The organism is Frankia sp. CcMO1 (assembly GCF_977945845.1).
Genome location: NZ_CDWTMG010000012.1, coordinates 21,952 through 47,751, shown reverse-complemented (window position 1 = coordinate 47,751; position 25,800 = coordinate 21,952). Strand labels below are relative to the sequence as shown.

Here is a 25,800-nt window from a genome sequence, read left to right as displayed (position 1 = left end):
CGGCCGGCGCGTCGCCGCGCCGGGGGCGGGGGCGGCGCGGGTCTCGGCCGGTGCAGGCACCTGGTTGTCCGTCGTCCCCGGCGTGGAGACCTACTCGCCGGAAGGTGAGCGCCTGGTGCAGAAGGTGCGTGACGCGACGTCGCCGGTTGCGGTGCTGGTCGGTGGCCGGTCGGCCGAACTGGTTGACACCGGCGACGCGATCATCGGACGGCTCCCGCTCGCCCTCGGCATCATCGCCGCCACCGTGGCCGTGCTCCTGTTCCTCTTCACCGGCAGCGTCCTTGTGCCCGTGAAGGCGATCGTCCTGAACCTGCTCAGCCTGACCGCGACGTTCGGTGCGATGGTCTGGGTCTTCCAGGAGGGCCACCTGCGGTGGCTGGTGGGCGACTTCACCGTCACCGGGACGCTCGACGTCACCATTCCGATCTTGATGTTCTGCGCCGCCTTCGGACTGGCGATGGACTACGAGGTCTTCCTGCTCTCGCGGATCCGCGAGGAGTGGCTCCGGACCGGTGACAACGTCTCGGCGGTGGCGTACGGCCTCGGCCGGACCGGTCGCCTGATCACCGGGGCGGCGCTCATCATCGCCGTCGTCTTCGTCGCCTTCGCGACGTCGGGCGTGACGTTCATCAAGCTGCTCGGCATCGGCCTCGCGCTGGCCGTCCTGATCGACGTCACCCTGGTCCGTGGGTTGCTGGTGCCCGCGTTCATGCGGCTCGCCGGGCGCGCGAACTGGTGGGCGCCGGCGCCGCTGCGAACGCTGCACCGCCGGTTCGGCCTGGCCGAATCCGCGGAGCCGGGGTCCGCCGGGCCGGACACCTCCGGGACGGTGCCGGACGCAGCCTTGCTCACAGCAGACGAATCCGCACTTCCCCGGCGTTGAACGGCCGAGCTAGCCGGCATCGGCCAGGTCATCGGTCTCAAGCTCGTTGCGCAGGCGTTGCAGGGCCCGGGCCCGGGCGGCGCCGATGCTGCCGACCGCCATGCCCATCCGCTGCCCGATCGCCTGGTAGCTGATCGGTGGCGAGGCGGACAACAGGATGAGCAGCATCCTGTGCCGGGCCGGGAGCCGGTCGAGCGCGGCCCGGACGATGGCGCGCTCCTCGCCACGGATGGCGTGCTCCTCGGGGCCGTCGTCCAGGCAGAGTTCCTGATCATCCCGATCCAGCGGCTCTTCCCGGCCCGCGGCGTTGACGAGGTCGATGCAGCGCCGGCGGGTCGTGGTCAGCAGCCAGGCCGACAGGCGCTCGGGATCCCGGATCTCGCCGATCTTCGTGACGAGCGTGAGCCAGGTGGACTGCACGACGTCGGCGCCCTGCTCCTCGCTGAGCCGGAACCGCCGGACCATCCACCACAACAGCGCGCTGTACTGGTCGACCAGCGCGTTCCATGCCAATTCGTCACCATGTGCGGCGCGGTGCACCAGCGCGTTGACGTCGAACTCCGTGTCGGGCGAGTCGTAGAGCATGAGACCTCCCCTCAGGTCCCGGCGAGCATGGCGGGGAGGCGTCAGCGGCGCGTTAGCGGCACTCGATCGGCCGCTTGCGCAGGCGGTCGTCACGTGAACGGCGTGCGAGACGCATCGTGCGGGGGTTGTCGCCGGTCTAGCTTGTTGACCACGTTCGGAGGTTCCTATGGACCGGCGCGTGCCTCGGTGGTACGACGATGACGACTGCTTGTTGGCCGTGGTTGCGAGCGCGGTGGACATCGAACCGCGCTTACCGCCACAGCTGCTTGAGGCGTGGAAGGCGACTTTCACGGGATCTGCCGGTGCTGCCGGCGGTCCGGCGGACCCGGCCGGCGGCAGCGCTGCTGCTGGGCCAGGAGCCGGCGGGGCGACCGCGGAACCCGGACGGGAACCCGTGCCGGAACTGGCGCCGGAAGTCGGGCCGGAACCGGTGTCGGAACCGGGCGTGGTGATCCACCTGCTGGCCGGATCGCCACCGGGTTCGCTCGGCAGGCCGGCCGGTGGCCGCCAGTCGCTGCCGAACAAATAATCGAGCGCGTCGATCAGCAGTGCTCCGGTACCCTTGTCGCGGGGCGCCCGCGACAGTCATCGTCGCCGGCGGGCACGATTCGCCCGAGACCATCCCAGCGGGCGGACTGGCCGGGGGGGACGAAGTGGAGTCGGCGAACCATGTCATAGAGCCGGCGGGATTCCGGCTCGACCCGCCCACACCCACCCGGCAACTGGTTCTGCGTTCCCGGCTGCTCGACCAGCTGCAGCAGCGGTTCCGCCGCCGGCTCACCGTCCTCACCGCGGGGCCCGGTTTCGGCAAGACCAGCCTGCTAGCCCAGGCCCGCGCCGAGAACCAGCTCTCGCCGCGCGGCGCCGACATCTGGTTGACGTGCCATGCCGGCGACGGAGCCGTCTCCACGCTGGCCGAAGGGCTGACCGCCGCGCTGCGCCGGCCCGGCTCGCCCGTCTGGGACATGACGACGGCGATCGAACGGATCTGCGCCGCGGTATGGCGCTGCGCGCCGGAGCAGGTCGCGCTCATCTTCGACGACGTCCACCTCATTCCGGCCGGCTCGCCGGGTGCCCAGCTGCTCGGCAACCTGCTCGACCGGTTGCCGAACAACGGTCACCTGGTCCTCGCCGGGCGCTTCCTGCCCCCCATCGGCACGGCCCGGCTCGCGGTGATGGGCGAGGTGATCGAGATCGGCGAGGGCGACCTGGCCTTCACCGACCCCGAGCGGTCCGAGTTCGCGGCGCTGCGCGACGTGCCGCCCGAACTGCTGACCGACAGCGCCGGGTGGCCGGCGCTGGCCGAGCTCACCGCCTCGATCGGCCGGCACCGGGTGATCGACTACCTGTGGGAGGAACTGCTCGCGCCCATGCCGGCGCAGCGCCGCCGGATGCTCGCGCTCCTCGCGCTCATCGGAGGCGCCGATGACGAGGTGGCCGCGGCGCTCGCCGAGCAGCCGGTCGATCTGGCCACCACGCTGTCCGGGCTGCCGCTGGTCGCCGGCGTGCCAGGCACGTGGCGGTCGCTGCATCCGCTGTGGGGACCGGCCTTGGCCGGCGAGTTGACGGTGGCGGCGCAGGCGGCCGCCCGGACCCGCGCGGCGGGCGTGATGCGCGCCCGGGGCGACGTCGACGCCGCGATGCGTCAGCTGGCGCTGGCCGGGGCGTGGGAGCAGGTTCGCGATCTATGTTGCGAGACGGCGGCCCTGACGCACCCCGCAGTGCCGCCGGACGTCCTCACGGGGTGGTACGAGCTCCTGCCCGCGGACCAGCGGGAGGGGGCCGAGGGGCACCTGCTGCTCGGCCTGATCCAGCGCAGCACCGACCTGCGCGCGGCGTTGGCGTCCTTCGAGCGGGCGGCCGAGGACTTCCGGACGGCTGGGAACCTGGCCGGGGAGATCGCCGCCAAGACCCACGTGGGCCATCTGAGCTGGTGGCTCAATGACGAACGGCGGCTCGCGGCCGGTGTGGGGAGGGCCGAGGAGATCGCCGCCGACGTGCCCGCCATCGCGCCCCTCGTGCTGTTGTGGGAGGTGTGGCGCGCCGACGTGCACGGAGACTTCGCGCGCGGCCTCGAACTGCTCGCCCAGGTGCCGCCGAACGCCATGAGCCCACCGATGAGCGCCGGCGTCAACTGGCTGTGGGGCTGGCTGTATCTCTTCACCGGCGAGCCCGAACGCGCGCGGCCGTACGCCCACCGGTCGGTGGCGACCGCCTCCGGGACGTTCCGGGCCGCTGCGGTGTACCTGCGGGTCCTCTCCGGCTGGCTCTCGGGCGACGTCGACCTGGCCGTTCGGCACCTACCGGAGCTGGCGCAGGCGACGATCGAGTCCGGGCGGGCGCTGGGGGACGTGTTCGAGAGCAGCCACTGCGCCCTGCTTCTCGCCTACCGGGGTGACCTCGACGACGCGCGGGTGCACTACGACCGGGCCCGGACGTCGTTGCCGGGGGCCGCCGGCGCCTCGTCGGCCGAGATCGCGTACGCCCTCGCCCGGGTGGCGATCCTGCTGCTGGAGGGCCGCGAGGAGGAGGCCCGGACGGCGCTGGTCGCCGAACTGGCGCAGCGGCCGTTGCAGGAGGCAGGGCGGGCCCGGCTGCATCGGCTCTTCCCCGCGCTGAGCTACGTGCTCGCTCCCGGGACCCGGCAGCTCTGGCACGAACGCGCCGTCGAACCGATGCCACGGCGGGCCGTGGAGCTGGCCGCGGTCCTGGTCGCGGCCCGGGAACGAGGGTCGCTGCGCGAGGCGGCCGAGGTGGACCTGCCCGAAACCGGCGTGCTGCGGTCGGTCTTCCCGCTGCCCTGGGCGGTCGAGTTCGCCGTCGCGATCGCCGCTGCCGGGCGCCCGGAGGGGTCAGAGCTGATGGAAGCGCTGGGACCCGGGGCACGGCCGTTGCTGCGGGCGCTGATGACGTCCACGCGCGGCCGGACGGCACGGGCCGCCCGCGAGCTGACCTCCGTGCTCCCCGCCGACCCGGCCGCTCGGCTCGAGCTGTGCGTCCTGGGCCCGCTGGAGCTGCGGCGGAACGGCCGCCCCGTGGACCATCCCAACCTGCAGCGCGACCGGGTGCGCCAGCTACTGTTGTTCATGGTGGCTCGGCGGAGCGCGTCCCGGCACACCGTTGCCGTCGAGCTGTGGCCGGACCTCGGGCTGGACGCGGCGGGCCGGAACCTGCGGGTGACGCTCAACTACACCCAGCGCCTGTTGGAACCCGAGCGCGCCGATGGCGACCCGCCGTTCTTCCTCCGCACCGACGGCGGCATCCTGCGCCTCACGACGGAGGACGCGCTCACGGTGGACGCGTGGGAGTTCGACCGGTTGCTCGACGAGGCGGTCAGGGCGGAACGCCAGGGCGTGCCGTCGCTGGCGCTGAAGGCGTACCGGCAGGCCCTGCCGCTCTACCGGGGCGACTACCTGACGGACGTGCCGCGGGCGGAGTGGGCGATGGTCGAGCGGGAGCGGCTGCGGGTCCGCTACGTGACCGGGTCCGTGCGGGCTGGAGAGTTGCTGCTCGCCGCCGGCGAGGACGAGGCAGCGCTCGCGTTCGGCCACGCGGCGCTGCGCGTGGACCGCTGGGCGGAGTCCGCGTACCGGCTCCTGGTCGCCGTCCATCTGAAACGCGGTGAGCTGGACGCGGGCCGCCGGGTGCTGGAGCAGTGCCTGCGCATGGTGGCCGAGCTGGGGGCCCGCCCGGACGCGCCCACCGAGATGTTCGCCCGCAGGCTGGGCCGGGCGCGGGGCGCGGGGAGCACGGGGGGCGCGGGGGGGAGCCAGCAGCATGTCCAAGCCAGGCTCTGAGCCGGCCGCGAGCTACGACTACGTGGTCGTCGGGGGCGGATCCGCCGGTTGTGCCGTCGCCGCACGGCTCGCGGACGACCCGTCGGTCTCCGTGCTTCTGCTCGAGGCGGGGCCACGGAACCGCCGGGCGGACGCCAGGGTCCCGCTCGCGTACCCGCTGATGTTCAAGTCGGCGTTCGACTGGGACTTCAGCACCGAGCCGGAGCCGGCGCTGGAGCACCGCCGGGTGTACTGGCCGCGCGGGCGGATGCTGGGCGGGAGCTCGGCGATGAACGCGATGATCTACATGCGCGGAGCGCCGGCGGACTACGACGAGTGGGCCGCCGCGGGGCTGGCCGGCTGGTCGTACGACGACGTGCTCGAGCAGTTCCGGCGGGCGGAGGACAACAGTCGCGGCCCGTCGGCGCAGCACGGCGTCGGCGGGCCGCTCAGCGTCAGCGACCAGCGCGAGCGCGGCGCCCTCTCGAATGCGTTCGTGGCCGCCGCGCAGCAGGCGGGTCTCGCCTACAACGACGACTTCAACTCCGGCCGGCAGGACGGCGTCGGCTGGTTCCAGGTCACGCAGCGCCGGGGGAGGCGGGTCAGCTCGGCACACGCGTACCTCGCCCGGCGGCGGCCGAACCTGAGGGTGCTGACCAGAGCGCAGGCCGTGCAGGTCGTCGTCCGCGACGGCCGGGCGGCGGGGGTCCGGTACCGCGGACGTGACGGCCTGGCGGTGGCCTCGGCCCGGCAGGAGGTCGTGCTGTCGGCAGGTGCGGTCAACACGCCGCACCTGCTCCTGCTGTCCGGCATCGGGCCTGTGGCGCAACTGAGGGAGCTGGGGATCGACGTCGTCGCCGACGTCCCCGGTGTGGGAGAGAACCTGCAGGACCATCTGGCCGTGGGGCTGGTGTGGTCGGTGTCGACCCCGACCCTGCTCGGCCGGTCGACCGCGGCGGACCTGTTCCGCTTCCTGCTGCGCGGGCGCGGGCCGCTGGTCTCCAACATCGTCGAGGCGGGCGCGTTCCTCCGCAGCGCTCCGGACCTGCCTGCGGCGGACCTCCAGCTGCACTTCGCGCCGATGCTCGTCCGGGCGGACGGGCTGGACCGGCCGCGGCACCACGGCGCCGTGCTGTGGGTGACCTTGCTGCGGCCGGACAGCCGCGGGTCCCTGTGCCTGCGATCGGCGGATCCGCTGGTGCCGCCGGTGATCCGGGCCGGGTACCTCGACCGGCCGACAGACCGGGAGGTGCTCCTCGCAGGCGTCCGGAAGGCGCTGGAGATCGCGGCCATGCCGGCGCTGGACACGCACGTCGCGGCACGCCTGCTCCCGGCGGACACGTCGCCCGAAGGCCTGGTGGCCTTCGTCCGGCAGGAGTCCCGCAGCATGTTCCACCCGGTGGGCACCTGCGCCATGGGGACGGTGGTGGACGAGGAGCTGCGGGTGCACGGAGTCACCGGGCTGCGGGTGGCCGACGCGTCGGTGATGCCGACGATCATCCGGGGGAACACCAACGCGCCGGCCATGATGATCGGCGAGAAGGCCGCCGACCTGATCTCGGCCGCGAGGGGGCCGAGGGTCAGCGCCAGGCGGTGAACAGCGCGACGCTGCCGCGGACCTCGAGGTCGTACCGCGCGAACGCCGCGGCCAGGCCCGCGCGCAGGTCGGTCAGGTGGTCGTCGTCGGTACACAGGACGCCGTGCCGGTTGTACGTCCGCATCGCCCGGCGCGCCAGCCGGCCGTGGTCACCACCGTCCTGGATGACGGTGCTACCGAACAGCACGCCGCCCTCGTCGAGCACGCGCGCCGCCTCCTGGAAGGCAACGGCCTTGTCCCGCATCGCGCCTGGAACGCAGTGCAGCATGAAGTTGATGCCGACCGAGTCGAAGGCCGCGTCCGGCAACGGGAGTGGCCGCAGGATGTCGGCCTGGACCAGGGTCGGTGTGTACCGCTGCAGCCGCTGGGCACCGTGCCGCAACACGTGCGGGTTGAGGTCCACGAGGGTGAGCTGCGGGTTGCGGACCGGCCAGCGGCAGCGGCGGAGGAAGTATCCGGTGCCCGGACCGAGGTCGAGGTGCCGGCCGCCGGCGTTGCGGTCGTAGAGCCGCTGGAAGCGGGAGCTGGGGCAGCGGTAGATGAAGCGGGTGGAGAACCCGAGCACGAACTGGTCGTAGATTCGCAGGAACGACGGCGTGTAGACCGCCTGCCCGGCATAGGCCGGGTGGTCCTTGTTAACGACAGCCAGGTCCTCGGTCATGACGTTCCTTTCCGGGGTTGAGGGCCGGTCCTCGGTGACACCACTCGACAAGATGACGGCGGTGGGCGGGCGCGTGATGCGGACGGGTACGGCAATCCCAGCCGGGCAGTTCGCACGCCTCCAGCTCGCGGCGCAACTGCGGCAGCGCGCGGGCAGGCGCGGCGCCGATGTTGCCGACGGCCAGGTCCGTCCGAACGCTGATCTCCTGGTAGCTGACGGGCGGTGACGCCGCCAGGAGGGTGAGCAGGCGGCAACCCCGGCGAGTCCCGCTGCCGCTGCCAGGATCAGGACGACGACTGGGCCCTGTGTGATGGGCTCGTGGCACGTGAGCGTTCTCCGTGTCGTCGACTGCCGCTCCATCGCTCCGGCCCGGGGACGCCTACCGAACGGTAGCGTGCCGTAACGGTGGCGTACCTTTCGGTAGGTTCTCGTCCTGATCGGTCCTGACTCGTCGCCGCCGCGAACCGGGTCGGCGGGCGGGGCGTACCGGTGGTGGACGCTTGTGCGAGGAAACGGGATCCGGTGGCTGAGACGATCACGGTGGACGGCGCTCGGCTGCGGGCCGGTGCGGACTCGGTTCGAGGATGGGTTGCGGAACTTGACGGGTCCGCGGCCGGGGGTTCGGCCCGTGCGGCGCTGGTGGCGGCCGAGGTCGACCTGACCGGGTCACAGACGTCGCTGGCCGTTGCGGAGGTGGCGCGCGGTCTGGAGTCGATAACGGATCGGGTCGTGACGGTGCTGCAAGGCCTGGCGGGGAGCCTGGACGCTGCGGCGTCCGCTTTCGGGCAGGTGGACGTGATCACCGCGGCGGCTGCCGAGCGGTTGGCTCCGGCCGGCCCCGGGCAGGTGAGGCTGTGACCGCGGATCGGGTCATGACCGGCGGCGAGACGGGGGTCTGGCTCTCGGTCGTCCCCCGTGTGCCACCTGCACCTTCGGTTCCGGCCTGGGTGAACGTCGACAGGCAGGTCCTGGTGCGGGCAGCGGCCCGGCTGGGTGAAACTGCGTTGGCCGTTCGGACGGTCTCTCGGTGCACCAGGGGCCTGCTGGTGGATGCTGCGCAAACGTTGGGCTGGCGGTGTGACGCCGCGACCGCAACCGCGGCCCGCAGCGAGCGGGCCGGATCGCGGTTCGACCGGGCCGCCGCGTGCTGCGACGACGCCGCGTCCACGCTGAGCCGGCTCGGATCGCAGATCGGCTGGCGGCGCTCGGAGATCGAGCAGCTGCAACGGCGGCGGGCGACATTGATCGACCAGGCGGTGACCGGCGCCCGGTACGGCGGATCCGGGCTTGCGCCGCCGCCGGCCGCCGTGGATCCGGCGGACCTGCCGCGGCTGGTAGCCGCGGTGGACGCCGATCTGCGGGCTCACGTGGATGCCCTCACGGCAGCAGACTCAGCCGCGAGGGACGACCTGGAACGGGTCGGGGCCGCGCTGCGCGCGCTGGCGGCGGCCTCCGACACGGATGCGTGGATCACCTCGGTCGCGGTTCCCGGCGTGGCCGGTGTCCTGGCCAGGTACGGCGTTGCGCCGTCGACGATCGAGCGGGACCTGCTCGACCGCCTGGTGCTGATGTCGCCGGGGCAGGCGGCGACCTTCCTGCGCACCGAGCTGCTGGCGTGGGACCCGCAGGCGATCGAGGCTCTGCTGCTGCGAAATCCGCACCTGGCCGAACTCCTCACCGGGCCTGCCGGAGACGGCTACGGCACGATGCCCGAGTGGGCCGAACTGCCGGCCGCGAGCGCCGCCACAGGCCTGGCCGCCGTCCTCACCAGCAGTCGCGCGCTTCCCGCCAAGCGGCGCATCGCAGCCGTGCGCGCGTACCTCGCCTCGCTCGACCCGGCTGAGGTACGGCGGCTGGCCCTGCTGTACCCGGCAGTGGTCGGCAACCTGGACGGCGCACCACTGCCGGCGCGGGTCACGGCGAACCGGATCGGCATCGCGGCGGCCCTGTCCGCCGAACGGCGGCGGCTGGTGGACCTGGAACGTGCCGTCGCCGGGCAGACGCCGCAGCAGGCGTGGTGGGCGAAGGCCAACGACGCGCTCGACCTGGTGGTCGACCAGCGCGATGCTCCGGCGCAACTGCAGGAAGCGCAGCGGCGGATCGCGCTGTACGACAAACTGCTGTCCGAGCAGGTTCCCAACCCGGCGCTCGCCCCGGGCCGACCCGACACGGCCGGGCACCAGGTGTTGCTGTTCGACCCCACCGGTGACGGCCGGATCGCGGAACTGTGGGGGGCGATCGACGAGCAGACCCGGCACGTCGGCGTCTTCGTTCCCGGCACCGGCAGCGAGGTCGCCACCTTCGCCGGCACCTCAAACATGGTGGTGGACGTAGTCAAGGCTGATCGCGCGCGGCAGACCGCGGCCGTGGCGTGGCTCGGCACGGACCTGCCGGACGCCGTCGCCGCCAACGCCCCGTTTCCGGGCTTCGCGGAGGCCGGCGGCCCGGCATTGCGGGATTTCCTGTGGGGCCTCGACGTCCCCGACACGGCCGACTCGACCGTCATCGGTCACAGCTACGGCGGGGCGCTGGTCGGGGTCGCGGACCGGGACGGGCTGGAGGCCGACCGCGTGCTGCACATCGAAAGCGCCGGCGCCGGGCGCGGCGTGTTCGACATCGACGACTACGGCCATCCCGAACGCGACCTCCAGCGATACACCATGACCGCGCCCGGCGACCCGATCGCCGGCGCCCGGGTCATGCCGCAGGCCCAGCAGGACAAGCTCGGGGTCGGCCACGGCGGCGACCCCAGCGCCATGCCCGGCTTCACCCTTCTGGAGACCGGACGCTTCAACGACGACGGCCTCAACCCCGGCGGCATCATCATCGGGGCCGACTCGCACTCCAAAGTCCTCACCGAAGGCTCGACCGCCTGGAACAACATGGTCCAGGTCGTCCTCGGCGGCGACGCGACCCTCTACACCCACCCCGACGTCTCCGACCACGGCCGGCGCACCTACCCCTACAGCGACCCCGGCTTCCACGGGCCCGAGGTGGACATCCCATGAACCGCACCACCGCCCTCGTCGTCGCCGGGCTTGCGCTGCTCGCGGCAGCCACCGGCTGCTCGGATCCGCCGGGCAAGGACGATGACCGCCGCCCGCCGCCGTCCGCCGCACCCCAGGAGACCCCCGTGGCCGACCCCGAGACCGTCCTGAAGCAGCAAGCGGCGCAACTACGGACCCTGATCGACGACCTCGGCACCCGGTTCCCGGCCAAACGAAACCTCAGCACCGGCGAAGACGAACGCGACTGCACCGACCAACCCACCACCGACCGATGGCCACGCCGCTGGACGAACAGCCGGGCGCTCGACACGGAGAAGGGCCGCGGCGTCCAACTGGCCGAACAGATCGCCGACTACCTCACCACCGCAGGCTGGCGCCGCCAGAACTTTCCCGCACGTGAAGGCGAAGGAGCGCTCACCCTCCAGAAGGACGGCTTCCTCATCATCCTCAACTCCACCGACTACACCCCCGTCGTCGGCGGAGGTTCGATCTCGCTCCTTTCATACAGCCCCTGCGTCAACGCCGACGGCACCCTCGACCGTGGATCCGTCAGCTGACCCCTACCTCGACGGCCCCCACCACCGTCGACCGATCCGCCCGAACACTTGCCGGGTGCCTGGGCAGATCGGAGTCGACTCAGATCGTCACTTGCCGATACGACCTGCTGGCCTGCTGTGTGGGTGGCCAGCCCGCTGGCGGTCACCAGATGGGCTGGCTCACGGCCATCTCGTCACGGAGCCTGCCGGCAGCAGCGGGATGCGGCAGCCTTGACGGTGCTGTCCTCGAACGGCACTTCGGAGTCATGCCCCCACGTCGGTGTGTCCGCGCGTTCGGGGACACCGGTCGCCCGTCGTGCCGCGCCAGAGCCGTCGTTTCCGTCGCGAGGCAGCGGCCAACGTGCCGGGCCAAATCACGTCAAGCCGTAACTCGCGTGGGCCGGTATCGCAGGGCGACCGACCCCGACCGGAACTCATGGCGATCCACGAGCTCGAGCTGGATGCGCTCGCGCAGACCGGCGAGCAACGTCGGCCCATGTCCGGCAAGGACCGGCTGCACAAGGAACTCGTACTCGTCGATCAGTCCCAGATCTGCCAACGCCAGGGGGAGCGTCACGCCACCCACCCACAGGCCCTCGCCTGGCTCCTGCTTCAGCCGCTGAACAGCTTCCCCCAAGTCGCCTCGCACCAGCTCGGCGTTCCAATCGACCTCGTTCAACGTGCTCGAAACGACGTGCTTCTTCGCCCGGTCGATGGTCTCAGCGAACGGGATCTCCCGCTCACCCATCCAGTCAGGCCACGTCCCTGTGGCCGGCCGCCGCCACGCCGACTCCATCATTTCGTAGGTCACCCGGCCGAAGAGCAGGGCATCGGCTCCTTGCATCTGAGCGGTCCAGTAGCGCATCGACTCATCGTCCGGGGGGAGCCCTGCCTCGTGGTGGCAGCAGCCGTCGAGCGTGACGTTGATCGAGTATCGAAGTGGTCTCATCTCGTTGCTCTCCCTTGATACTCGCCGCGCGTTCACCGGACCTGTGCGTAGACCACCACAGGCGCCAATTCTCATCGGCGCCCCGATCGCACCGACTCACGCTGTCGTGGTGCGAACTGCAGCCAACCGGCAACAACTGTGTCTCCGACGAGATCGAGGCGGGACAGGATTCGGGGAAGATGCAGAGACACGGGCACGGCCCTTCGCGAGGTCACGGCGTCAAGTACCGCGATCTTCGAAGGCCGTGCCCGCCTTCGTCCGCGCCCGCCTCGGTCCGGCCAGCCCCACATACGAAGCACGACGAACACGAATCACATCAAACGTCCGCTGTGACGGCGCCCTGGGTGCATCCGGGCTCAGCGACCACCTGTCACTACCGCCTGAATCTCCGCCACAGGCAAGAGCGTAACGGTGGACGGCCCGGTCAACGTCGCTGGCGCACCCGGGATGTCGACCGGGTTGCCGTCGTCCTCGTAGGCGATGGTCCAGGTGGCGAAGGACCGGACGGCATAAGCGGGCTGACCTTGTTCGTCCGAAGCCGACTGGCCAGCGGATGAGCGACGGTACGTGTGGGCGCAGCCGGTCGGGTCCGTGACGGGCAAGTCGCAGGCCAGGTCGTTGCCTTCGCCGGTGACGATGTGCCACTTCAAGGGCGTGGCGATGGCCACGAGCCCGAATGCGGAGCTGCCTTCGAGCGGACCGACGTCAGCGGTAGGGGTGAACCGGGTCTCCAGGTTGACGATGCTGTTCACCGGCGGGTCCGTCTTCATGCCCAGCTTGGGTGGCTTGAGTTGGCCGATGGCCTCTTGTGCCTGAACGGTCAGGGGTGGTTCGACCGGCAGGTCGTCGTCCAGCCAGATGGCCTCACCAGAGGCGGAGCCATCCGCGTTCACACACATCCTGACAACCCACTCAGCGTCCGGTTTCGGTGGGTCGCTCTTGGGCGGAGCGAACGGCGCAACGTTGTCCTTGATGTAGCAGGCGGCCCCCCTGACGCAGAACGTTGCCGGCGGCACCAGGTTGCACGACGGCTTCGTTTCGTTGCCCACGTCGATCGCATCGTCACCGCCACGGCCGGGTACTTCGCCGCCTGCGCGTTGACAGGGATAGACCAGCGTCTGCCGGCTGGAGTCGTAGTAGGGATCGCAATCCTCGGCCTGCGCCGGCGCGGCCAGGATCACCAGGCCAGCCGCGGCAAGCGGGAACACGAACGCCAGCAGCAGCGACCGGCCGGAGTTGCCGCGACGCCTCTCACTCAACACTTGCCACCGTTCTTGGAAGTGCTCACCAGCCACTGGTCGCCTCGCTGCACCAGGTCGACGCGGGCCAGGCTTGGAGCCTGACCCTTCTGCCCTGGTGCCGGTGTCTCCCCCTCTTTGACAGTGATCCACCCCGTTGGATCGACGCACGCCTCAAGCACCGCCTTCTCACCGTCGATCGTGACGGAGCGGATATCGATCTCCTGCGTCCCCACGATGCGAAAACCCTCGTCAATCAGGAGAGACAGATCCTCAGCCGTCTTCTGAGACCGCTCTGCGGTGGCGTACGGCCGAAGAATGGCCGGACTCGCGTTGCCGGTGGCCGCGATCTCCTCCGTCGCCTTCTGATACTCGCGGTAGGCCGCCTCGACCGTGGCATCCGGGCTCTGACTGGCGGACGCCGTCGCGGTCGCAGTTACGGTCGGCAGGCCACCGGTGTTGTCACCATCGTCCCCGCAGCCGGCAAGTGCCAGGGCTGCCGTGGCCAGAGCGATCATGAGCGCGCTCAGGCGCAGCCGCTGGCTGGGTCGGGCTGTCAGCACGTGTTGTTCTCCCCGTTGGTCTGCTGCGTCCACCCGCGCCCGGTCGCTGCCGTGTCGGGGGCCCGATCGTAGCGGATGGTGCATAGTGGGCATACTGTTCGTCAGGCTCGTCTCGTTGGGACTCGTCACGCCGAACGTCAGCCCGAGGGACCCCCGGACAGGGCGACCAGCGCGGCGATCCCCACGCCGATGTCGATCTTGCTGCCGGGGGGCAGGCCGTGCCACCAGGAAGCTAGCGAGTCCAGAATTCCGGCGAGCCAGCCCTGCAGCTCACCAACGTGGCTGAGCTGGCCGCTCAGCGCTTGCACGTCGGGGCTGGAGCCGATGTGGTCGGCCCACGACGGTGCAAGCCAGAGCGCCGCCACCGTCAGGGCGGCCAACCCGGCGATCCCGAGCAGGCGGCTGCGCCAACGATCGCCGGCAGCGGCCGGACCGGCGGCGTCCGCGAACGTCTCCCCCCGGGTCGCTCGCAGCATCGCACCGGCCGCACGCCCACGAACCACGGCCCGCAACCGGGTCTCCCCGGGCTGCCCGGCGTGCGCCGTCACCAGAACGGGCGAAAGGAAGGCGCCACCGCGCGGGTCATCGCGGCGGAGCCGGGTGCCGGCCTGACGGCGGAACTCAGGGCTTGCGGGCGATCCCCGCGTAGAACCATCGGGAGCCGTCGCTGTCGGCGGCCGTCGGGTCCTCGGCTCCCCACTCACCGGTGAAGCTGACGTGCGCAGGTGCTCCCTGGTACGGCGGGACCAGTTCCAGGCCCTCGAAGAACCGCTCGACCTCCGCCTTGGAGCGCCCGAACATCGGGTGGCGGGCCTTCCGGTACACCTCGGCGAGCCGTTCGACGACGGTGTCCGCGTGCCGGTCCGTCGTGCCGTGCGACATGACCAGGTAGCTGCCCGGGGCCAGGGCGCTCATGTAGCGGCGGATCGCCCCTCGGGGGTCATCTGTGTCCGGCATAAAGTGTAGGACGGCGACGGCGATCAGCCCGACGGGCTGCCCGAGGTCGATCACCCGGAGCAGGTCGGGGTGGCCGAGGACGGCGTCGACGTCGCGCAGGTCGGCCGTGACCACGGCCGTGCCAGGGTCATCGCCCAGCAGGCGGGCGGCATGGATCGCCACCTCCGGGTCGTGGTCGACGTAGGCGACCCGGGCGTCCGCAGCGAACTTCTGCGCCACCTCGTGGGTGTTGCTCTGGGTGGGCAGCCCGGGCCCGAGGTCGATGAACTGGTGGATTCCGCGATCTGCCAGCCAGCGCACCGCGCGCTGCAGGAACCCGCGGTTGACCCAGGCGATGTCGGACAGCTCCGGAAGCTGCACCCGGGTGCGCTCGGCCCACTCCCGGTCGACCGGGTAGTTGTTGGTGCCCCCCAGGGCGTAGTCGAACAACCGTGCGGGCGAAGGAGTGGTCGGGTCAACGCCTTCCGAGACGAACTCCGGGTCGCCCGTCACGCCAGCTCCGCGCCTGTCACGGGGCCCAGCATGAACCCTGTTATACACCACGATAGGGGCGATATTTCGTCATGCCACCGTCGCCCTGAATCCCGTCGAACCCGGCGTGACGTCGCGCGCCGGCCTCGGCGGGCGCGCCGGACCGGGTCTGTCACCGCGATCTGCCCGGCGACGTCGTGCGGTCACGACGTCGACGTGCGGCCGGAGATGCCGAGGTTGCCGGCGCTGAACCGGACGTCGGGGGAGGGTCGCCATGACGGCTGCCGACCCCGACGCATTCGCCAGGCGGGTGAGATGCCGACCCGCACGCTCATCGACCGGTACTGTCCGGTACCGGCACACCGGGCCGGTGCTGCGAACGCCATAATCTTGGGTGCATTGCCATTACGACGATGGAGCCGGCCGTGACAGGCGCTGACCTCCCGATCATGTCCTTCGAGTCGATGTCGGCCTGGCGAACGTGGCTGGACACGGAGCACGGTTCCTCGGCCGGCGTGTGGCTGAAGATCGCGAAGAAGGACGCCGGGTTCGCCAGCGTCAGCTACGGTGACGCGCTGTCCGTGGCCCTGTGCTACGGCTGGATCGACGGCCAGAAAAGGCCGTTCGATGGCGCCTGGTGGCTGCAACGGTTCACCCCGCGCAAGTCCGGCAGCAGATGGTCGAAGATCAATCGGCAGAAGGCGCAGGAGCTGATCGACGCCGGCCTGATGCGCCCCGCCGGTCAGCGCGCGGTGGACGCCGCTATGGCGGACGGCCGCTGGGCGGCCGCCTACGACGGCTCGCGGACCGCGACGGTGCCGGACGACCTGGCGGCCGCGCTCGACGGCAACGACGACGCCGCGGCCTTCTTCGCCACCCTGGACGGGCGCAACCGGTACGCGATTCTCTACCGCGTGCAGGAAGCCAAGAGACCCGAGACCCGAGCCCGGCGCATCGACACGTTCGTCACCATGCTCGCCAACGGCGAGAAGATCCATCCGTGACCGATGATCTGCGCGCGTCCTGGGTAACGCGAGACCAGGAGCAGCCACCGCAACCTCGACTCATCGAGCGTTCGAAGGCGTGGCCGTGTCGCTGGTTATCGGAGTCGGAGTAGGTCGTCGGGTGCGATGCCGGGGCGGAGGGGGACGAGGTCGTCGGCGCAGTGGATGACGGCGACGGTTCCGTCGCGCCGGGGATGCCGGCCGAGGCGCAGAGCCAGGCGAGTACCTGGGCCGCGTCGTCGTGGGCGGGGGCGTCGAGTCCGAGGCTTTCGCCGTCGCTGGGGGTCGCTGGGGATGGCAGTTGGGCGTCCGGGGGGCGTTGCCGTCAGGCAGGTCGATGAACTTGGCGAGGTCGGTGAACTCCGGCCCGGCCGGCGCGACCCTGGCGCTGGGCCAGTTCGTGGCGGCCGCGGGGGAGCCCGTTGGTTCGCCGGCCGGCTGCTCGAGATTCCGGGTCCAAGCCGACGTCGACGTCCGCGACGTTCGGGGGTTCTTCCGGAACTGGAATGTGCAGTTGCGGGCGTCAGGCAGATCACATAGCCAGCATCGGCCCACGCTGAGGCGGCGCCGGTGAAGCAGTACCGCTCAGCGGTGGCCAGGTCGAGCAACCGCTCGGGCAACCGGAGCATCACCCGGTGAGTCCCCCAGTTGGCGACATACAAGAACGCGTCGTAGTACCTCCCGACCAGCGCCCGCGGGTCGCCCCTGAATCGCTTCACTGGTAGCTGTTCACGAACCCGGTCGGCGTGATCCGCGCCCGCGTCGACAGCGACCGCACCGCCGCCATCGCCCGTCCGTCCAGCGGACGGTCCACGGCCACGAACTCGTAGTACTGGTACTCGCTCACCGTCAGGCACTCCCAGTCTCGCAGGCGACGTCCGGCTCCCGACTGGCTCCATCCAACACGCGACCCCCGACAGACCGCCCGGCTCGAGGCGTCACCGTCGTCGACATGGTCCGACCCTCAACGTGATCGACTCCTCTATGGAGCACTGATCAGAACCTGTGGATCGGTCCTCGGCCTGGTGGCGTGAATGCCGCGTTGCCCTGGGTATTCATGCAGATCTTGATCGGTAGGTGTCGGGATAGGAAAAGCGCCACTTGACCTGCGAAGATGTGGTTGTCGAGGCCAGCGGCGACGGCCCGCATGGGGTTCGCGCCGGTGCATGGCCGGGGCCGGATGTTCACCGATACGCCGTGATGATCGCTGGCGCCGGCCGGTATCGCGATGGGCACGACCACGCTCACCGAGAACGGCTGGGGCAGGGTCCCGCGGACCTACGTCACCCCTGCTCGCGTGACATGGTGATCCGCCCCGCCCCGCCCCGCAGGTTCATCTCGGACGCCGACGAGCTTCACCAACCTGCTCCGGCAGGTCAGGAGTGGAGGTCTCACCTCCACCGGGTATTGCGACAGCGGCACTTCGCGCTCATCACCGTGCTTTCCGGTGTGGCGACTGGTGATTCCAGGCTCACTGATCAGCTTGCCCGAACCGCCAGGCGCTCTTTGTCGAACTGGGACGTGAGGAGATTGGCGAGTCCCAGTGAAACGTGCATACGAACGGTATGGCCCCTATGTACCATCCGCTACGATCGGGCGCCGGTGCCTTGGCCAACGGGCGGGTGGACGCAGCGGAAGCAACGGGGGAGTGGAGACGTGCTGGCAGCCCGACCCAGGGCGGAACGCCGCCGAGGCAGGCTCGTCGCGGTGCTGGTCGCCGCCGGACTGGCGGTCGCCGCCTGCGGGGATGACGGTGACGACGCCGGTCTGCCCGAGGCCACGGCGACGCCTTCGGCGACCCAGAATCCGGACGCTGCGGTCGAGTCGGCCTACCGCAACTACGAGAAGACCCATGCGCAGATGGCGGCCGCCGGCGACCTCGACCCCTCGAAGCTGCGGCCCTACGCGACGGCCGCCCTCGCGCAGAAGGACGTCGAGAGCCTGTCCTTCATCTTCGACGAAGGCAATCGCATCATGGGTGAGCCCGGCATCACCGTGACGGCAGTCCACATCACCGGCGAGAAGGCGACGCTCGATGCCTGCGCGGACGCGAGCAACATCATCACAGTGAAGGCCGGAACCACACCGGGCCCCGACGAAACCGGTCAGGGTCGTCGCCCGATCCAGGTCCGGCTCGTCCTGGAGGACGATACCTGGCGCGTCGGCGGCAAGAAGCCGACCGGGCCCGCCTGTTGAGAAGGAAAGCGCGGGGAACCATGAAATCGCGTCAGCGCTCCCGTTCCTTGGTCTTGGCGTCCGCGTTCGTGCTGCTAGCGGTCGTTCCGGCTGGATCCGCCGCCCAGTCAGCGCCGAAGAAGTGCTGGTAGCAGGACCTATTCACCGATGAGGCGACCTACGTCTGTGAGAAGCCGGGCAGTAAAGCAGTCGGCGGACCAAGCGAAAGATGGGGGCAAGCGCGGCGGGAACAAGGGGCCGTCGTGCGCCCTGACCCCGCCGGCGACGTACTGCGTGGGCGAGCGTCCCGTCAAGCGCAGCAGGCGCTCGGTCAGATCGCGGCACCGAAGCTCGGATGGGTCTCCGATGGGTGAGGGCACCTTCGCCGTTGATGACGGTGAGCTGCGTCGCGCGGCCGGGCTGCTGGCGTTGGCGGCTGATGAGGTCCGAGGGTGCGGGTTGCCGCAGGAGGCGAGTGATCTGGCGTCGGCGTTGCCGTTCTCGATGTCGGCGTGGGCCTGCGCGGATCTGGCTGAGGGTTGGCGGGCGCGGCTGGCGATCGCCGCGGCCGATGTCGGGGCGGCGGGTGAGCTGCTGCGGGCCGTGGTGGAGGAGACCGCTGCACTGGATCGTTTCCTCGCGGACGCCGCAGTCGGTGCGGTGGGTGACCAGCCGCCGGCGCCGGTACGCCACGGCACCGGTCCGGTGATGCGGGGTCCCGGGCGCCGTTCGGCTGGTCGGGGACGGCGGCCGGTGCCTGGGCCGGGCTGCACGAGCGGATCAGCGAGCGGGTACGTCGGCTGGTCGCGGGGGTCGAGGCGGCGCTGCACCCCCGACGGCGACCAGGTCGCCGCCGCCACCGGCCACAGTGCCTACCTCGCCGACACCACGATGAGCCAATGCAACCTCGCCGCCGTCGTGGCCGGCGTCCCTGACCGCACCGTCACCGGCCGCGAGACCGGTCTCGGCGACTGGCTCTGGTGACGACGGTGAGGACAATGACCGGCATGCCGCGCGCGGGTTCAGAAGGGTGTGCGGTCGAGCCATCCTTGCCAGACGCCGGCGTCGCCGAAGATCTCGACGTTGGCCTCGTCGGCGGTCTTGCGGCGGGTGACCGCGAGCAGCAGATCGGCGGCCCGGCCTCGCGCGGCGGCGGTGCTCTTGTCGTGGGTGGGCTGGTAGCTCATTCCTTTCGGGCCGACCCGCAGCGTCCACTCGGCGTCCAGATCGGTGGCGTGCAAGTGCAGGCTGGCGTCGGCGTCCAGCGGCTGGGCACGGCCCGAGCCGACCTCGGCGACCAGGAGGTCCAGCCATTCCGACAGTCCGTCGGCGGCCAGGGCCGGGTCGATGACGTACTCGGCGCCGAGCGCGATCGTCGCGTCCGCGCGGTGCACGGTCGCCTCGTGCAGCCGGCGGCGGATCCACCAGGCGGCAGGGCGCGGACCGAGGAACGACCACACCAGGGTGTCCGGCCCGACCGCGGCCACCGCCTCCGGCACCGCGCGAGCTGACCCGGCCAGCCAGTCCAGCGCCTGGCCCGGGTCGGCCGGTGGCTTGCCACCTGCGACCGCGCGCGGATCCAACGGGCTGTCCCGCTTCTCCCGGATGATCTGCGCGGACCACAGGTGAGAACGCCCGAGGTGCCGGAACAACTGCTGAAGCGACCAACCCGGGCAGGTCGGCACCGGCAGTGACTGGTTGGCGTCGCCGATCGTGTCGCCGAAGTGCCGGGTCTCGGCCAGGAGCGCCGCCGCGTAGTCAATCACCGGATAGTCAGTCACGAACCGAACTCTCCCAGACCCCACGCGACGCTGTCAGCCGCACGTCGTCCACCCGCGCAAGAGGCGATTCCGGGGGCCGATCTGGGCCGGCGGCGCTCGGGTTCATGTGTGCGCCCGTGCATGCGACCCCTCCCGAAAATCGGAGCTGCGCCGTCCGCTCCGGCCGGCGCGGACGACGTCGTGCACTGCTGCACCGACGGGTATGCGACCGACGGAAGGGACTCCGTCATGACAATCACGCACGGGTGGGCCGTCTGCCGACGAGCCGCCGTCATGCTGGCAGCGCTGATCCACTCCAGCGTTGGGTTGGCGGGTGCGGCGGCCGCCGCACCCGCCGGCGGATCCGAGGGGCCGGCGACCAGTTTCACTCTCAAGGTCAAGGCGAACGGGCCGCGCGCCGCTGCGGCCGGGCAGTACATCATCTGCGTCGTGACCGCTTACGACCCGGGTCGCGACGGCCCGGGGATCATCGCGTACGGCGAGGTCCTCTGCACGGACGAGTTCGGGACCTGGGTCCCTGTCCGCCGGATCACCCTCGAGGTCACGCTCATGCTCGACAGAGGCACGGCGGAAGGACCGAGGAACGTCGTCAGCCGGGACAACACCGCGAGCTCGCGCGGCCTTGCCTACCAGCCAACGTGCTTCAACGACGTCTTCGCCACGAGGGTGAGGGCGACGGTGTATTTCCCGGCAGGGTACTCGCCGCCCAGCGGCTCGGCCTCGGCTGGCAGCCGGTTCGTGTCCATCACGTGCTGAACCCCTGTCAGCCGGGGAGTTTCGCCGCCGGCAGGGCCTGACCCCGCGGCACCGTGCGTTCGAGAGTTCAGGTCTGCCGAGCCACCAGGTCCGCGTAGTGCCCACCCTTGGCCAGCAGGACCTCGTGCGTTCCCTGCTCGACCAGCCTGCCACCGTCCAGGACCAGGATCAGATCGGCGTCGCGGATCGTGCTCAGCCGGTGAGCGACGACGATCCTCGTCTGTTGCAACCGCCGGATGCCGGCCTGGATCTCCGCCTCGGTCGCCGCGTCGAGCTGGCTCGTTGCCTCGTCGAGGACGAGGACGGCGGGTTTGGCGAGCAGAGCCCGAGCCAGCGCGATCCGCTGCCGCTGTCCCCCCGAGACGCCGTGCCCGTCAGAGAGCAGTGTCTCGTACCCCATCGGCAGGCGCTCGATCTCGCTGTGGACGGCAGCGATCCGGGCGGCCGCCTCGATCTCCGCGCGGTCGGCGTCCGGCCGGGCCAGTGCGATGTTCTCGCGGATGCTCCCGGTGAACAGCACCGGTTCCTGGACGACGACGCCGAACTGCCGGCGGATCGCAACGCGATCGGCGAGCGGCGCCGGCGCGCCGTCGTACAGCACGCCGCCGGTCGTCGGCAGGTCGAGGCCGAGCAGCACGCGGATCAGCGTGCTCTTGCCCGACCCTGACCTGCCCACCACGGCGACGGTCTGGCCGGGTAGGAACCGGGCGGTGATCCCGCGCAGCACCCACGCGTCCTGCGGGCTGTGGCGGAACGACACGTCCCGTAGCTCGATCCCGCCCGACAGCCGAGGAATGCCTGCGCCTGCCCCCGCCGGCCGCTCGGGTTCGGCGGTCACGATGTCCACCACCCGCTCAAGGTGCGCACCGGCCAGGTGGAGCAGTTGCAGCCCGGTCGACAGCGACGCGAGCGGGGCCAGGGCGGCGCCGGAGAGCGCGGCGATCCCAAGCATGGCGCCGAGGCTCACGGCGCCCTCCTGGACGCGCCAGGCGCCGAGCCAGATCACCGCCATGGGCGCGAGTGTCCGGGCGGCACCGAGCATCGACTCCAGCAGGCCGGTCGCCTGCGCGGCACGCACGGTGGCCGCGAGCTGACGGTGGAACCGTTGCGACCACTGCTCGACGGCCCTGTCCTCGAGTCCGCCGGCCTTCAGAGTCTCCATCCCCTTGATCGCCTCCACCAGGAAGTTCTGCGCGCCGCCCTGCGCGTGCAGTTGCTCCTGGGTCAACTCCGAGAGCCGGCTCCGGAACGTGACCAGCGCGCCGGCTTGAGCGAGGGCGGTCCCGGCAAGCACCGCACCCAGCACGGGGTCACGCACCATCACCAGCGCGACGTAGCAGAGGACCAGCGGGCCGTCGAGGAGGGCGGGGACGACGTTCGCGGCGATCATCTCGCGTGCCATCGCTACGCTGTTGATCCGCGTGACCAGGTCCGGGGCGCCACGACGGCGGAAGAACGCGTGGGGCAACGCGAAGAGGTGCCGGACGACGCCCGTCGTCAGCGCCTCATCAGCCCGGGCCCGCAGGCGTGCGAGCAGCAGGGACCGCAGGTACGCGAGCACGAACTGGTTGAGGACGACCAGGACCAGGGCGATCCCGAGGAGGCCGGTCAGGCCGCGGCCACCGGTCGCCAGGACGAGGTCGACAACGAGCTCCGTCGCGAACGGCACGGCGAGGCCGAGCACCTGCAGCAGCATGGACGCCAGGAGCACCTGCACCCACAACCGGCGGTGCGGCACCAGAACGGATCGGAGAAACCGTCCACGCCAGGACGGTTCCCGGGTCTGCGGGGGTGCGAAGGTGGGCCCGGGCCGCATCACCAGCGCGACGCCGGTGAAGCTCCGGTCGAACTCCTCCGGCGTGACCCTCCGCCGTCCCACCGCCGGATCGACGAGCCGGACGCCGCGCGGATCCCACCGCTCCAGCACCACGAAGTGGTTGAAGCGCCAGTGAACGACGACCGGCGACACCGCCGCGACGTCGGCAGGCGCCAGCGACAGACCCCGGGCGACGAGGCCGTACTCCCGTCCAGCCCGGATCAGGGCCAGCGCCGAGGCCCCGTCTCGCGAGTCGCCGACACGGCCCTTCACCTCCCGCAGCGTCACCGGATGACCGGCTGCCCGGAGGATCATTGTCAGACATGCGGCTCCGCAGTCGGCGGCGCTGGTCTGGAGCACCACCGGCACGCGGGCGTGGCGGCGGCCGCCGGTCAGGCCCGCGGTCAGGCCGGTCGCCAGCGCCGTCATGAGCGCGCCGCCGCGAGGGCGAGCGCGGCAACCAGCAGCGCGGCACCCAGCCCGGCGGCCACGATCCACAGCCGGCGGAGCAACGGGCTCGAGACGTCGGCCGGCGTTGCCGCAGCGTCCCGCTCCTGTGCCAGGACCCGCAGCGCCTCCTCACGAAACACGCCAGAACCACTCCACCCGAGCCGCGGCGGCCCGCCGCTCCAGCCAGTCTTCGAACAGGCGCTCCTCGATCAGCCTGCGGGTGTCCCGGTCGAGTTCGGCGGCCTCGCGGCGCAGCACCCGGATCAGCTCGTACCGGTCGCCGGCGCGGAAGGGTCCGAGCGTCGTCCCCGGCGCCGCGTCGAACACCGCGGCCGACTGCTCGCTACCGAGTTCGTCCCGGCGCACCAGCTCGAGGACGCCGGGCAGGCCGACGTCGGCCCCGGCGAGGAAGGCGTCCTCCAGCACGGACTGGACGTCGGCGCCTGCCGAGATGCGGGCGAGCGCCAGTTCCGTGTCGGCAGCGGCGGCGAAGTGGACGCGCCAGATCCGGGCGGCCGCCAGCCCTTCCTGGTTCCGCCGGAAGTAGGCCTCGACCGAGTCGGCAGTCACCCGCGCGCGCAGCCGCGCAACCGCCGCTTCGGCGGCGACCTCCCGCTCGAGTGCGTTGTGCGTGAGCCCGCGCCGCGCCAGCCAGCGCTCGGTCCCGGCCCGGGTGAGCAGGCCACGCGCCCGGCGGAACGCGTCCATCGCGTCCTGGAGCTCGGGACCGGAGAGCCGCATCGGATCGGAGGCGAGCTCGTGCCGGATCAGGCAGCCCCTGACGAGCCGGTCCGCCAGCCGGCCGCCGGATCCCGGGCCCGCCGATCCGAGCTCGAGCTGCGCGACCACGTCGTCGACCTCTGCCGCGACGCCGTCCACACGGAGCACGACCCGGTCGCCGGCCCACTGGCCGCCTCTCAGCGGCCACGGCAGCGCCCGGTCCGGGCAGTACGACAGCGAGACCGTGTCCGGTCCCGGTCCGGTGAGCAGCACGTCGTAGTGGACGCCGCCGTCGTACTCCTCGCGCTGCCAGAGCAGCCGGAGCCGGGTGTCGGGATGGCGCTCGCGCAGTGCCTGGAGACGGCTCGACGCCTCGACCGGCTCGACGGCATCGCGATGGAGCGAGACGAGGTAGTCGAGCGCGTCGTCGAGCGGCGACCGGCCGCCCGCGCTCACGGGCCCACCGCCGGCACCGGCACCTGACCGTGGACGCCGCGTTCGCCGGCCGCCGCCGGGACGCTGGTGCCGGCGAGCAGGAGGTCGCACAGGGACTCGCTGATCGGCAGCCCGGTCAGGTTCTCGAGCCAGCGGAAGTTCCCGTCCGCGTTGACCTCCAGGAAGACGTAGTCACCGTCGGGGGTCAGGACCAGGTCGATCGCTCCGAAGAGGAGCCCCAGCCGGCGGGCCAACCGCACGCATCGAGCCGCCATGCCGTCGGGTAGCCGGTGCGCGCGGTGCGGCACGATGCCCCGCTCGCGCCCCCGCCGCCAGTCGGTCCTGGTGCGCTCCCCGATCTGGGAGTCCAGTTCTGCGGCGAACACCCGGTCCCCGACCACCGTGGCGCGGACCTCGACCGCCTTGGGGACCAGCGGCTGGACGATCACCGGACAGAAGCGGACGCCGCGGGCGTAGCCGAGCGACCGGGCCGGCACCGGCTCGGTGTACCGCGAGAACCCCACGCCGTCGAAACGGAATGCCAGCTGTTCCAGGGGTTTCGTCACGACGTGCCCGCCGTGCCGCGTCCAGAAGTCGAGGAACTCGTCCGGATCGGTGGTGACGAGCGTGGGCGGCACCTCGAAGCCCTCCCGCCCGGCGGCCGCGAGCTGGCTGACCTTGCCCGGCCCGACCGGTCCCAGCGGTGCCGGGGCCGGCACGACCGGGCAGTCGAGACAGGACCACAGGTCGTCCAGGAACGCCGCACACTCCAGCCGTGCGTACTCCCCCGCCGTCGGATTCACGAGTTCCGGGTGAGGCACCGGCAACGAGCGACGCCGCAGCCAGGCGCCCGTCAGCGCCTCCAGGTCGAGCGAATCCCGCCCGGATCGCAGGCGTCGCCGGAGCCGGCCGGAGCTGTCCAGGCCGGCCGTCAGCGCGACCTCGGTAGGGAAGTCCGCGGGATCGACCAGAACCGTCTGGGCGTGCCGCCCCGCCAGCAACCGCGCGACGTGGTCGGCGTGCTCGTCCCCGCGCCCGGCGACGATCAGTACTCTCCGCATGGCCCGATACCCCCGCGTCCTCGCTCCGCTGCCCCGCACCGTCCCGTGGACCGCGACCGGCCGACTCCTGCCGGTCGGCCGCCGTCGCGGCCCACGGGACGAGCTCTCGCCCTCCGAAGACCTGGCTCAGCAGGTCAACCGGTCAGTGACAGCCGCCGCACGATCCGCCCGTCGGTTCGCCCAGCAACAGCGTGTCGTCGACGCCGCCCGTCACCGCCAGCAACTCGCGCTCATCGAGCTCGCGCCCGACGGCCGGAATGTCGCCGATCATGGTCTGCGTGGTGTCTGCCATACGTTTCACCCCCTTCGCACCTGCCCGGTGGGAGCGCGGCTCCCGTTGCCGAGGCGGCCAGTGAGGATCCGCCCGCCCGATCGTCG

25 protein-coding genes are annotated in these 25,800 nt (G+C 71.4%); 11 read left to right on the top strand and 14 right to left on the bottom strand.

The features are described from left to right. A partial coding sequence (locus AC08OU_RS03420; protein ID WP_476604309.1) for an MMPL family transporter occupies window positions 1-883 on the top strand: 883 nt, incomplete at its 5' end. A gap of 9 nt (window positions 884-892) precedes the next feature. On the opposite strand, the gene AC08OU_RS03415 is transcribed toward AC08OU_RS03420, so the two are convergent. After that, the gene (locus tag AC08OU_RS03415; protein WP_476604308.1) at window positions 893-1,468 is read right to left on the bottom strand and encodes an RNA polymerase sigma factor; all 576 of its coding nucleotides are present in this window, start codon (window positions 1,466-1,468) and stop codon (window positions 893-895) included. Between the two features lie 548 nt (window positions 1,469-2,016). Between AC08OU_RS03415 and AC08OU_RS03410 the strand changes: the two genes are divergently transcribed. Both AC08OU_RS03410 and AC08OU_RS03405 read left to right on the top strand, forming a co-directional pair. Further along, window positions 2,017-5,265 (top strand): BTAD domain-containing putative transcriptional regulator, encoded by a 3,249-nt coding sequence (locus AC08OU_RS03410; RefSeq protein ID WP_476604307.1) that lies wholly within the window; start codon window positions 2,017-2,019, stop codon window positions 5,263-5,265. Beyond that, a complete protein-coding gene (locus AC08OU_RS03405) occupies window positions 5,246-6,841 on the top strand; it encodes a GMC family oxidoreductase (protein WP_476604306.1) in 1,596 nt (531 codons plus the stop codon). The genes AC08OU_RS03410 and AC08OU_RS03405 overlap by 20 nt, the downstream gene beginning before the upstream one ends. Here the strand turns inward: AC08OU_RS03405 and AC08OU_RS03400 are convergent. Next, entirely contained in the window at window positions 6,825-7,502 is a 678-nt protein-coding gene (locus AC08OU_RS03400; protein ID WP_476604305.1) for a class I SAM-dependent methyltransferase, read from the bottom strand. The two genes, AC08OU_RS03405 and AC08OU_RS03400, sit on opposite strands and share 17 nt — an antisense overlap. On the opposite strand from AC08OU_RS03400, the gene AC08OU_RS03395 reads away from it, so the two are divergent. The 4 genes from AC08OU_RS03395 to AC08OU_RS03380 all read left to right on the top strand — a co-directional run bounded on the left by AC08OU_RS03395 (window position 7,501) and on the right by AC08OU_RS03380 (window position 11,067). Further along, on the top strand, window positions 7,501-7,728 hold the full coding sequence (locus AC08OU_RS03395) for a hypothetical protein (protein WP_476604304.1): 228 nt from the start codon (window positions 7,501-7,503) through the stop codon (window positions 7,726-7,728). The two genes, AC08OU_RS03400 and AC08OU_RS03395, sit on opposite strands and share 2 nt — an antisense overlap. 296 nt (window positions 7,729-8,024) lie before the next feature. Further along, window positions 8,025-8,360: a type VII secretion target gene (locus tag AC08OU_RS03390; RefSeq protein WP_476604303.1), complete on the top strand. Its 336-nt coding sequence runs from the start codon at window positions 8,025-8,027 to the stop codon at window positions 8,358-8,360. 188 nt (window positions 8,361-8,548) lie between these two features. Beyond that, window positions 8,549-10,510: an alpha/beta hydrolase gene (locus AC08OU_RS03385; protein WP_476604302.1), complete on the top strand. Its 1,962-nt coding sequence runs from the start codon at window positions 8,549-8,551 to the stop codon at window positions 10,508-10,510. Continuing rightward, a complete protein-coding gene (locus AC08OU_RS03380) occupies window positions 10,507-11,067 on the top strand; it encodes a hypothetical protein (RefSeq protein WP_476604301.1) in 561 nt (186 codons plus the stop codon). Before AC08OU_RS03385 ends, AC08OU_RS03380 begins: the two co-directional genes overlap by 4 nt. A 358-nt stretch (window positions 11,068-11,425) precedes the next feature. Here AC08OU_RS03380 and AC08OU_RS03375 read toward each other — a convergent pair whose 3' ends face one another. From AC08OU_RS03375 to AC08OU_RS03355, 5 genes are all read right to left on the bottom strand, one after another. Next, window positions 11,426-11,995 carry a dihydrofolate reductase family protein gene (locus AC08OU_RS03375; protein WP_476604300.1) on the bottom strand — a complete coding sequence of 190 codons (570 nt, stop codon included), beginning with the start codon at window positions 11,993-11,995 and terminating at the stop codon, window positions 11,426-11,428. A 356-nt stretch (window positions 11,996-12,351) separates the two neighbouring features. Then, window positions 12,352-13,257 (bottom strand): hypothetical protein, encoded by a 906-nt coding sequence (locus AC08OU_RS03370; RefSeq protein WP_476604299.1) that lies wholly within the window; start codon window positions 13,255-13,257, stop codon window positions 12,352-12,354. After that, complete coding sequence (locus AC08OU_RS03365; RefSeq protein ID WP_476604298.1) at window positions 13,251-13,751, bottom strand: hypothetical protein; 501 nt, start codon at window positions 13,749-13,751, stop codon at window positions 13,251-13,253. Before AC08OU_RS03365 ends, AC08OU_RS03370 begins: the two co-directional genes overlap by 7 nt. Window positions 13,752-13,933: 182 nt before the next feature. Then, window positions 13,934-14,344 carry a hypothetical protein gene (locus AC08OU_RS03360; protein ID WP_476604297.1) on the bottom strand — a complete coding sequence of 137 codons (411 nt, stop codon included), beginning with the start codon at window positions 14,342-14,344 and terminating at the stop codon, window positions 13,934-13,936. Between the two features lie 73 nt (window positions 14,345-14,417). Continuing rightward, a complete protein-coding gene (locus AC08OU_RS03355; protein ID WP_476604296.1) occupies window positions 14,418-15,245 on the bottom strand; it encodes an SAM-dependent methyltransferase in 828 nt (275 codons plus the stop codon). A 404-nt stretch (window positions 15,246-15,649) separates the two neighbouring features. Here AC08OU_RS03355 and AC08OU_RS03350 point away from each other — a divergent pair, with 404 nt between their 5' ends. Then, window positions 15,650-16,228, top strand: a complete 579-nt coding sequence (locus AC08OU_RS03350; protein ID WP_476604295.1) for a YdeI/OmpD-associated family protein — start codon at window positions 15,650-15,652, stop codon at window positions 16,226-16,228. Between the two features lie 715 nt (window positions 16,229-16,943). Here AC08OU_RS03350 and AC08OU_RS03345 read toward each other — a convergent pair. After that, complete coding sequence (locus AC08OU_RS03345; RefSeq protein WP_476604294.1) at window positions 16,944-17,075, bottom strand: hypothetical protein; 132 nt, start codon at window positions 17,073-17,075, stop codon at window positions 16,944-16,946. 809 nt (window positions 17,076-17,884) lie between these two features. Between AC08OU_RS03345 and AC08OU_RS03340 the strand changes: the two genes are divergently transcribed. Together AC08OU_RS03340 and AC08OU_RS03335 are read left to right on the top strand one after the other, a co-directional pair. After that, window positions 17,885-18,424: a hypothetical protein gene (locus AC08OU_RS03340; protein ID WP_476604293.1), complete on the top strand. Its 540-nt coding sequence runs from the start codon at window positions 17,885-17,887 to the stop codon at window positions 18,422-18,424. A gap of 345 nt (window positions 18,425-18,769) precedes the next feature. Then, complete coding sequence (locus tag AC08OU_RS03335) at window positions 18,770-19,387, top strand: hypothetical protein (RefSeq protein WP_476604292.1); 618 nt, start codon at window positions 18,770-18,772, stop codon at window positions 19,385-19,387. A gap of 38 nt (window positions 19,388-19,425) precedes the next feature. On the opposite strand, the gene AC08OU_RS03330 is transcribed toward AC08OU_RS03335, so the two are convergent. Beyond that, window positions 19,426-20,184 (bottom strand): maleylpyruvate isomerase family mycothiol-dependent enzyme, encoded by a 759-nt coding sequence (locus AC08OU_RS03330; protein WP_476604291.1) that lies wholly within the window; start codon window positions 20,182-20,184, stop codon window positions 19,426-19,428. Between the two features lie 228 nt (window positions 20,185-20,412). On the opposite strand from AC08OU_RS03330, the gene AC08OU_RS03325 reads away from it, so the two are divergent. Continuing rightward, complete coding sequence (locus tag AC08OU_RS03325) at window positions 20,413-20,940, top strand: hypothetical protein (RefSeq protein WP_476604290.1); 528 nt, start codon at window positions 20,413-20,415, stop codon at window positions 20,938-20,940. 67 nt (window positions 20,941-21,007) lie between these two features. On the opposite strand, the gene AC08OU_RS03320 is transcribed toward AC08OU_RS03325, so the two are convergent. From AC08OU_RS03320 to AC08OU_RS03300, 5 genes are all read right to left on the bottom strand, one after another. Continuing rightward, window positions 21,008-23,185 carry a peptidase domain-containing ABC transporter gene (locus AC08OU_RS03320; protein ID WP_476604289.1) on the bottom strand — a complete coding sequence of 726 codons (2,178 nt, stop codon included), beginning with the start codon at window positions 23,183-23,185 and terminating at the stop codon, window positions 21,008-21,010. Further along, a complete protein-coding gene (locus tag AC08OU_RS03315; RefSeq protein ID WP_476604288.1) occupies window positions 23,182-23,346 on the bottom strand; it encodes a hypothetical protein in 165 nt (54 codons plus the stop codon). Before AC08OU_RS03315 ends, AC08OU_RS03320 begins: the two co-directional genes overlap by 4 nt. After that, window positions 23,336-24,382 (bottom strand): TIGR04500 family putative peptide maturation system protein, encoded by a 1,047-nt coding sequence (locus tag AC08OU_RS03310; RefSeq protein ID WP_476604287.1) that lies wholly within the window; start codon window positions 24,380-24,382, stop codon window positions 23,336-23,338. Before AC08OU_RS03310 ends, AC08OU_RS03315 begins: the two co-directional genes overlap by 11 nt. Next, the gene (locus AC08OU_RS03305) at window positions 24,379-25,422 is read right to left on the bottom strand and encodes an MvdC/MvdD family ATP grasp protein (RefSeq protein WP_476604286.1); all 1,044 of its coding nucleotides are present in this window, start codon (window positions 25,420-25,422) and stop codon (window positions 24,379-24,381) included. Before AC08OU_RS03305 ends, AC08OU_RS03310 begins: the two co-directional genes overlap by 4 nt. A 142-nt stretch (window positions 25,423-25,564) precedes the next feature. Next, window positions 25,565-25,714, bottom strand: a complete 150-nt coding sequence (locus tag AC08OU_RS03300; protein WP_476604285.1) for a hypothetical protein — start codon at window positions 25,712-25,714, stop codon at window positions 25,565-25,567. Between the last annotated feature and the right edge of the window lie 86 nt (window positions 25,715-25,800).